Genomic DNA, 8,490 nt, shown 5'->3' with positions numbered 1-8,490 from the left:
TGCGCGCCTTCCTGGCCGAGTACGAAACCAGCGCCACGCGCCACGCGGCCCTGGTGTCCGACACCAAGTTCCTCGGTCCGGCGCAGCGCGAACTGGTGGTGAACCGCCAGCGCGACGTGGTGGCGGCCTTCACGCGCTTCATCCGCCGCGCCTACCCCGAGCGCGTGACCCCCACCAACCAGACCGCCCTGACCATGATGCTGTTCGGCATGATCAACTGGACCTTCATCTGGCTGCGCCCGGGTGGCCCCATGAGCTACGCCGGCTTCGCCGAAGAGGTGGTGTCGGTGCTGGAAAACGGCCTGGCCGGGCGCCGGCCCGACTGAATCCGAGGGGATTTTGGGCGTTTACTTATATGAAATGAATTTCGTTTAGTTAAAATCGCAGCTTCCCCCACCGGAGACAGACCCCATGAGCAAAGCCTTCGCTTCCCAAGCCGACCTGCAGGACAAGAAGATCACCTTCGAGCAGCTCAGCCCGCACTGCTGGGCCTACACCGCCGAAGGCGACCCGAACTCGGGCGTGATCATTGGCGAGAAGTTCATCATGGTCAGCGACGCCACGGCCACGCCCGCCATGGCGCAGGACCTGATCCAGCGCATCCGCCAGGTCAGCGACAAGCCCATCAAGTACGTGCTGCTGACCCACTACCACGCGGTGCGCGTGCTGGGCGCCAGCGCCTACCTGGCCGAAGGCGCCACCGAAATCATCGCCAGCCGCGGCACCTACGAACTCATCGTCGAGCGTGGCGCCGAGGACATGCAGAGCGAGATGGAGCGCTTCCCGCGCCTGTTCCGCGGCGCCGACAGCGTGCCCGGTCTGACCTGGCCCACCATGGTCATCGGCGATGGCCAACCCGGCCGCCAGGGCTCGCTCACCGTGGACCTGGGCGGCGTGAAGGTCGAGATCTGGCACCCCGGCCAGGGCCATACGCGCGGCGACACCATCGCCTGGGTGGAAGACGAAAAGGTGCTGTTCAGCGGCGACCTGGTCGAGTACGAGGCCGGCGTGTACACCGGTGACGCCCAGCTTGAGGAATGGCCCGCCACGCTCGAGGCCCTGCGCGCGCTCAAGGCCGAGGCCATCGTGCCGGGCCGGGGCGAAGCCATGAAGGGCAATGCCGACGTGAACAAGGCGCTGGACTACACCAAGCGCTGGGTCACCACCCTGTTCCAGGCCGGCAAGGAAGCCGCGGCCGCGGGCATGGACCTCAAGGCCGCCATGGCCCACACCCGCAAGAGTATGGACCCGGTGTTCGGCCACGTCTTCATCTACGAACACTGCCTGCCCTTCGACGTCAGCCGAGCCTTCGACGAAGCCCAGGGCATCAAAAACCCGCGCATCTGGACGGCCGAGCGTGACAAGGAGATGTGGGCGGCCTTGCAGGCCTGAACGCGCAGCGGGCGGGCCTACAAGCCCCCGCGGCCTTGCAGGCCTGAACGCGCAGCGGGCGGGCCTACAAGCCCCCCGCGGCCTTGCAGGCCTGAACGCGCAGCGGGCGGGCCTACAAGCGAACCGAGCCGCCCGTCCTCGGGCCGCGCCCTTCGAGAAGCCGCCTTCGGGCGGCTTTTTGCTGTCCGCCGCTACGATGCGCGCTCCATGCCCTCCAACGATCCCCTGCTGAACGCCGCCACCGACTGGGCCGTCATCGCCATTTTTGGCGTGGTCTACCTGGGCATGTTCCTCGGCGGCCTGCCGCGCCTGCGGCTCGATCGCTCGGGCGTGGCCTTGCTCGGCGCCATCGCCGTGATCGCGGTCTCGGGCATGGGCGTGGCCGAGGCGGCCCAGGCCATCGACCTGCCCACCATCCTGCTGCTGTTCGCCTTCATGGTGATCTCGGCGCAAATGCGCCTGGGCGGCTTCTACGCCGCCCTCACGCAGCGCGTGGGCGCGCTGCCGCTGTCGGACAACGCCCTGCTGGCCGCCCTGATCGCCGTGGCGGCCACGCTGTCGGCCGTGTTCTCCAACGACGTGGTCTGCCTGGCCATGACGCCCATCGTGGCGCGCCTGTGCCTGCGGCGCGGCGCCAACCCGTTGCCCTTCCTCATCGGCCTGGCCTGCGCGGCCAACATCGGCTCGGCCGCCACGCTCATCGGCAACCCGCAGAACATGCTGATCGGCTCGGTGCTGCGGCTCGACTTCGCGGGCTACGCGCGCGCGGCCGTTGTGCCGGTGCTCATCAGCCTGGCGCTGCTTTGGGGCTGGCTGGTGTGTGTGCCGCACGTGCGCGTCGAGCCCCTGCCGGCCACCGACCGGCGCGCCAGCGACCCGCCGCTGGACATGTGGCAAACCACCAAGGGCCTGGTGGTGGCCGGCGCGCTGATGGGCCTGTTCCTGTTCCGCGACGGCCCGCACGAGGTGATGGCCCTGGTGGGCGCGGCCCTGCTGCTGCTCAGCCGCCGGCTGGCCTCGGCCGACTTCCTGAGGCAGGTGGACTGGCCGCTGTTGATCCTGTTCATGGGCCTGTTCGTGGTGAACCACGCCTTCGAGCGCACGGGCCTGTCTGCCGGGGCCGTGGCCTGGCTGGCCGGGCAGGGCGTGCGCCTCACCGATCCCGGCCCGCTGATGGTGGTGGGCGTGGTCCTGTCCAACCTGGTGTCCAACGTGCCGGCGGTGATGCTGCTGTTGCCGCACCTGTCGGGCGAGCCGGGCGCGGGGGTGTTGCTGGCGCTGGTGACCACCTTCGCAGGCAACCTGCTGCTGGTGGGCTCCATCGCCAACCTCATCGTGGCCGACCTCGCGCGCGCCCAGGGCATCGTCATCGACTGGCGGCGCCACGCCGTGGTGGGCGCGCCGGTGACGCTGCTGTCGCTGGGGGTGATCTGGATCTGGCTGCGCTGGGGGGCTTGAGCCCGGCGGCCACGCGGCTCAGCGCTGGGCGCTGAGCACTTCCATGTCGCGTTCGTACGACTGCAGCTCGCGCACGGCCTTGCGCCGCTGCTCGGGCGTGGTGCTGTTGTGCAGCGCGGCGACTTGCGCGCAGCCGTGGCGCACGCCAGCGTCGCTGTGCGCCTGGTAGCCCGGCGTGGGCGAGTCTTGCAGGCGTTGCAGGTAGGCCCGCAGAGCGGGCTGTGCCTGGGCGGGGTCGGCCTGGACCCCGCGAAGCGTCTGCAGCAGATCGGCCTGGCGGCGCTGGCGCTCGGCCTGGGCGCGTTCGGGGTCCCAGGGCGATTCGGCGAGCCAGCGGCGCAGCAGCTCACGCTGGGCCGCGCTGAGCGGGCCGTAGAACGTTTCGCTGCGCGAGACCGCCTGCTCCAGCCGGCGCTGCAGGCGCTGCTCGGGCGAGCCGCGCAGGAAGTCGCGCGCGAACTCCTCGTCCCCGCGCGCCTGGCGGCGCTGCAGCTGCTGCAGCTGCGCGGCGCTCAATTGGGGGGCCAGGCGCGCGAAGGGGGGGATCAGCCGCTCGCCCGTGCTGACGAGGCGGGCGCGCACGGTTTCGAACTGCGCGCACACCTCTTGCGCGGTGAGCTCGCGCGCGGCCATGGCCTGCCACTGGCGCAGCAGGCCCGCCACGGCGGGCAGCTCCTCGCGCCGGTGCCAGGCGAAGAACGCGTCGATGTCGCCGCGCACCTGCTCGGCCTGCGCGTCGTCGAAATCGAAATGGCTGTCCAGCCACCAGTAGCCGAAGTGGGGCGCCTGGTTGTAGGCGAAGCGCGCGGCGGTGCAGGCGGCCAGCAGCGCGACCAGGGCCAGCACCAGCAGGGCGCGGGCGATAATCCGCCGCGTTCCGGCGCTGCCCTCCTGGCCGCGTCCGGCTGACGCGAAAGAGGTCTTCATGTCGTTACCGGTGGATGTGGTGGTGATGGCCGCGGGCAAGGGCACCCGCATGAAAAGCCAACGGCCCAAAGTGTTGCACCGACTGGGCGGCCGCGCGCTGGCCCAGCATGTGATCGACTGCGCCGCGGGGTTGTCGGCGCGCTCGGTGGTGGTGATCACCGGCCATGGCGCCGAGCGGGTGGAGGCCGGCCTGGCGGCGCCCGCCGCCACGGCCCTGCGCTTCGTGCGCCAGGAGCCGCAACTGGGCACCGGGCATGCGGTGCAGCAGGCGGTGCCCGTGCTGGCCGACGACGGCGTGGTGCTGGTGCTCAATGGCGACGTGCCCCTGATCGAGCCGGACACGCTGCGCGCGCTGATCGCGGCTTGCGCCGGGCAGCACCTGGCGCTGCTCAGCGTGGACACCGGCGAAGACGCCAGCGGCTACGGCCGCATCGTGCGCGCCCCGGACGCCGGGCGCTCGGTGCGGGCCATCGTGGAGCACAAGGACGCGAACGCCGAGCAGCGCCGCCTGACCGAGTGGTACAGCGGCGTGATGGCCGCCCCCGCGGCCCTGCTCAAGCCCTTGCTGGCCCGGCTGACGAACGACAACAGCCAGGGCGAGTACTACCTCACCGACGTGGTGAAGCTCGCCGTGGCCGAGGGCCGCGAGGTGCGCGCCATCGTCACCGACGACGCCGTTCAGGTGGCCGGCGTGAACAGCCCGCAGCAACTGGCCGAGCTGGAGCGCGCCTACCAGCGGCGCCTGGCGAACCGCTTCATGGCCGATGGCGTTCGCCTGGCCGACCCGGCGCGCTTCGACGTGCGCGGCGAACTGGTCTGCGGGCAGGACGTGGAGATCGACGTCAACACCTTGTTCGAGGGCCGCGTCGAACTCGGGGACGGCGTGCGCATCGGCGCGAACTGCGTGATCGCCAACGCGCGCATCGGGGCCGGCGCGGTGATCCATCCCTTCACCCACATCGACGGCGAAGCGGCCGGCGTGCGCGTGGGCCCGGGCGCGCTGGTGGGGCCCTTCGCGCGCCTGCGCCCCGGGGCGGACCTGGGCGCCGAGGTGCACATCGGCAACTTCGTCGAGGTGAAGAACAGCACCCTGGCCGCGGGCGCCAAGGCCAACCACCTGGCCTACCTGGGCGACGCCACCGTGGGCGAACGCGTCAACTACGGCGCGGGCAGCATCACCGCCAACTACGACGGCGCCAACAAGCACCGCACCGTGATCGAGGCCGACGTGCACGTGGGCAGCAACTGCGTGCTGGTGGCGCCGGTCACCATCGGCGCGGGCGGCACGGTGGGCGCGGGCTCGACCATCACCAAGAGCACCGAGCCCGGGGCGCTGGCCGTGGCGCGCGGCCGCCAGGCCAGCATCGCGGGCTGGGCGCGGCCGAAGAAGGCCCCGAAGGCCTCTTGACTCAGCGCCCGCCGCGCACGTCGAACGAACTGCCGTCGTAGCGGCTGTCGCCGCCGCCAGCGCCGCCGCGGCGGCGCTGCTCGCGCGGCTTGAGTTCGTCTTCCAGGTCCATCAGGCCGCTCAGGCCCAGCACCTCGGAGTCGCGGTAACCCGAGCGGCCATAGCGGTCGTCGAAGCCGGACATCTGCGTTTCCAGCTGCTGCATCACGCTGTCGCGCTCATCGGCCGGCTTGGGCGCGGGCGCCTTGGGCTTGGGCAGTTCCACCAGGTTGAGCTGCTCGCGGAACTCGGCCGGCGAGGGCATGCGGTGGATGCCGTTCTTGAGGAAGACGAAGCGCACGCCAGCGGTCTTGAGGATGCGGTTCTTCACCTTCGTGCGCTGGCTCTTGGCCTCGGCGTTGCTCAGGTGGTACTGCTCGATGTCGAAGGCGAAGGTGGGGCGGCCGTCGGTGGCGCACACCACGAAGTCCACGCGGTGCTCGCGCAGGCGCTCCTTCGCGGCCTTCTTGCTCGCGGCGCGGCGCACCGACAGCATCTGTCCGAGGTTGATGTTGGGCAGCACCACCTGGCCGGGGAAGGTGTCCTGCAGGTAGTCGAGCATGGCCACCTGCTCGGCCGACAGGATGCGCTCCGGCCCATAGCGGTCGTCGCGGCCGTCGTCCTGGGCCCGCATGAAGCGCAGGTAGAGCCAGACGCACAGCGCCAGCACCACCGCCGCGATCACCGAACCCGTCACCATCATGTCCATGAAACCTCCTGGAGAGATGCCGCTTTTTTGAGCAAGCTTGAGATTGTATGAGGTTGTAACAGCCGATCGGGGCCGTCAATCCCGTCTCTCCCCACGACTGAGGAAGTGTGCGTTTTGCAATGCCCCCAAGGCGCTGTTTAAGCCGTTCGGTCAGAGGGGGCGGCTGAGCGGCAGGCTGGGTTTGAACTTGGCGCAACGCGTGCTGAAGAAGCCTTTGACATTTCGCACGTTCGCGTCGCCCGTGAACAGGCGTTGCGTGAGGGACAGGTAGTCGGGCATGTCGGCGCAGCGCACGATCAGCACGAAGTCGGGTCCGGGGCTCACGCGGTAGCACTGCTGCACGCGCGGCTCGGCCACGGCACGGGCCTCGAAGGCGTCCAGCGCCTCGGCGCTCTGGCGCTCCAGGCTCAGCTCCACCACCACGGTGAGGCCGTGGCCCAGCAGCGGGGCGAGGCGGTCGGCGTCGAGCAGGGCCACTTCGCGCGCGATCAACCCGCGCTCGCGCAGGCGCTTGACGCGGCGCAGGCAGGTGGGCGGGCTGAGGTGGGCGCGCTCGGCCAGGGCCTGGTTGCTCAGGGAGGCGTCCTCCTGCAGCAGCTCCAGCAGCCGCAGGTCGATGGCGTCTATATCCAAAGATTCCATTATTCGATTGTCGATGGAATAAATCGTCCTTCAATGACAAGGAGGATAAAAATGGTCATCTTTGTGTGAATTTTGACCATTCATTTCACGCAAGGCTCACTAGCATTCGCCCACTTTCTTGTTCAGGAGCGATCACATGTGCGGCATCGTGGCAGGGGTTTCGGGGCGCGACATCGTGCCGGTGCTGGTTCAGGGCCTGCAGCGGCTGGAATACCGGGGTTATGACTCCTGCGGCGTGGCCGTGCACAACGACGGCCTCAGGCGCGCGCGCAGCACGGCGCGCGTGGCCGAACTTGCCCAGCAGGTGCAGAGCGAGCGCATCGCCAGCGGCACCGGCATCGCCCACACGCGCTGGGCCACGCACGGCGCGCCGGCGGTGCACAACGCGCACCCGCACTTCAGCCATGGCCCGGGCGCTCCCAGTGGCGCGAACGGCGGCGCGGCCGGGCGCGTGGCGCTGGTGCACAACGGCATCATCGAAAACCACGACGAGCTGCGCGCCGCGCTGCAGGCCAAGGGCTACGTGTTCGAGAGCCAGACCGACACCGAGGTCATCGCCCACCTGATCGACTCGCTCTACGACGGCGACGTGTTCGCCGCGCTGGCCGCGGCCGTGGCGCAGCTGCACGGCGCCTACGCGCTGGCCGTGTTCCACAAGGACGAGCCGCACCGCGTGGTGGGCGCGCGCGCGGGCTCTCCGCTGGTGCTGGGCGTGGGCGCGAGCGGCGGCGAACACTTCCTGGCCAGCGACGCCATGGCGCTCGCCGGCGTGACGGACCAGATCGTTTACCTGGAAGAGGGCGACCTGGTGGACCTGCAGATGGGCCGCTACTGGGTCACCGACGCCGGGGGCCGCTCGCTCGACGCCACGCAGCGCCCCGTGCGCACCGTGCAGGCGCACAGCGGCGCGGCCGAGTTGGGCCCCTACCGCCACTACATGCAGAAGGAAATCTTCGAGCAACCGCGCGCCATCGCCGACACGCTGGAAGGCGTGGCCGGCGTCACGCCCGAGCTGTTCGGCGACGGCGCGCACCGCGTGTTCAAGAACGTGGACCGCGTGCTGATCCTGGCCTGCGGCACCAGCTACTACAGCGGCTGCACCGCCAAGTACTGGCTGGAGTCGATCGCCAAGATCCCCACGCAGGTGGAGGTGGCCAGCGAGTACCGCTACCGCACCAGCGTGCCCGATGCGCGCACCCTGGTCGTCACCATCAGCCAGAGCGGCGAGACCGCCGACACCCTGGCCGCGCTGCGCCACGCGCAAAGCCTGGGCATGCAGGAGACGCTGACCATCTGCAACGTGTCCACCAGTGCCATGGTGCGCGAGTGCAAGCTGGCCTACATCACGCGCGCGGGCGTCGAGATCGGCGTGGCCTCGACCAAGGCCTTCACCACCCAGCTCGCGGGCCTGTTCCTGCTGACGCTGGCCCTGGCGCAGGTGCGTGGCCACCTGAGCGAGGCGGACGAGGCCGAGCACCTGAAGCGCATGCGCCACCTGCCGGTGGCCCTGCAGGCCGTGCTGGCGCTGGAGCCGCAGGTCATCAGCTGGGCCGAGGACTTCGCGCGCATGGACAACGCGCTGTTCCTGGGCCGCGGCCTGCACTACCCCATCGCGCTGGAGGGGGCGCTCAAGCTGAAGGAGATCAGCTACATCCACGCCGAGGCCTACCCGGCGGGCGAGCTCAAGCACGGTCCGCTGGCCCTGGTGACCGCCGCCATGCCCGTGGTGACGGTGGCGCCCAACGACGCCCTGCTGGAAAAGCTCAAGAGCAACATGCAAGAGGTGCGCGCGCGCGGTGGCGTGCTCTACGTGCTGGCCGACGCCGATACGCGCATCGCCAGCAGCGAAGGCATTCACGTCATCCGCATGCCCGAGCACTATGGCGCGCTCTCGCCCATCCTGCACGTGGTGCCG

The 8,490-nt window shown here is 70.0% G+C and carries 8 protein-coding genes; 5 read left to right on the top strand and 3 right to left on the bottom strand.

Annotation, left to right across the window (positions count from 1 at the left end; all coding sequences use genetic code 11):
* The 3 genes from BGO22_RS18055 to BGO22_RS18045 all read left to right on the top strand — a co-directional run.
* Positions 1–326 (top strand): TetR-type transcription factor C-terminal domain-containing protein (locus tag BGO22_RS18055; protein ID WP_502686479.1); only part of this gene is annotated, 326 nt, incomplete at its 5' end.
* 85 nt (positions 327–411) lie between these two features.
* Complete coding sequence (locus BGO22_RS18050; RefSeq protein ID WP_070400339.1) at positions 412–1,392, top strand: MBL fold metallo-hydrolase; 981 nt, start codon at positions 412–414, stop codon at positions 1,390–1,392.
* A 207-nt stretch (positions 1,393–1,599) separates the two neighbouring features.
* On the top strand, positions 1,600–2,850 hold the full coding sequence (locus BGO22_RS18045; protein ID WP_286852052.1) for an SLC13 family permease: 1,251 nt from the start codon (positions 1,600–1,602) through the stop codon (positions 2,848–2,850).
* 18 nt (positions 2,851–2,868) lie between these two features.
* Here BGO22_RS18045 and BGO22_RS18040 read toward each other — a convergent pair whose 3' ends face one another.
* Positions 2,869–3,777 (bottom strand): DUF6279 family lipoprotein, encoded by a 909-nt coding sequence (locus BGO22_RS18040; protein ID WP_286852050.1) that lies wholly within the window; start codon positions 3,775–3,777, stop codon positions 2,869–2,871.
* On the opposite strand from BGO22_RS18040, the gene glmU reads away from it, so the two are divergent.
* Complete coding sequence (gene glmU / locus BGO22_RS18035; RefSeq protein ID WP_286852048.1) at positions 3,776–5,185, top strand: bifunctional UDP-N-acetylglucosamine diphosphorylase/glucosamine-1-phosphate N-acetyltransferase GlmU; 1,410 nt, start codon at positions 3,776–3,778, stop codon at positions 5,183–5,185. The two genes, BGO22_RS18040 and glmU, sit on opposite strands and share 2 nt — an antisense overlap.
* Before the next feature lies 1 nt (position 5,186).
* Here the strand turns inward: glmU and BGO22_RS18030 are convergent, their stop codons facing one another.
* Both BGO22_RS18030 and BGO22_RS18025 read right to left on the bottom strand, forming a co-directional pair.
* Positions 5,187–5,933, bottom strand: coding sequence for a DUF2726 domain-containing protein (locus BGO22_RS18030; protein ID WP_070400336.1), 747 nt, complete (start codon positions 5,931–5,933; stop codon positions 5,187–5,189).
* 150 nt (positions 5,934–6,083) lie between these two features.
* Positions 6,084–6,575 (bottom strand): Lrp/AsnC family transcriptional regulator, encoded by a 492-nt coding sequence (locus BGO22_RS18025; protein ID WP_070400335.1) that lies wholly within the window; start codon positions 6,573–6,575, stop codon positions 6,084–6,086.
* Positions 6,576–6,711: 136 nt separating this feature from the next.
* Between BGO22_RS18025 and glmS the strand changes: the two genes are divergently transcribed.
* The coding region (gene glmS / locus BGO22_RS18020; RefSeq protein WP_286852045.1) for a glutamine--fructose-6-phosphate transaminase (isomerizing) at positions 6,712–8,490 on the top strand (1,779 nt) is incomplete at its 3' end.

This window comes from Hydrogenophaga sp. 70-12 (assembly GCF_001897365.1).
Taxonomy (GTDB): domain Bacteria; phylum Pseudomonadota; class Gammaproteobacteria; order Burkholderiales; family Burkholderiaceae_C; genus Hydrogenophaga; species Hydrogenophaga borbori.
Note: the sequence above shows the minus strand (reverse complement) of the source record. Positions and strands in the feature narration are given on the sequence as shown.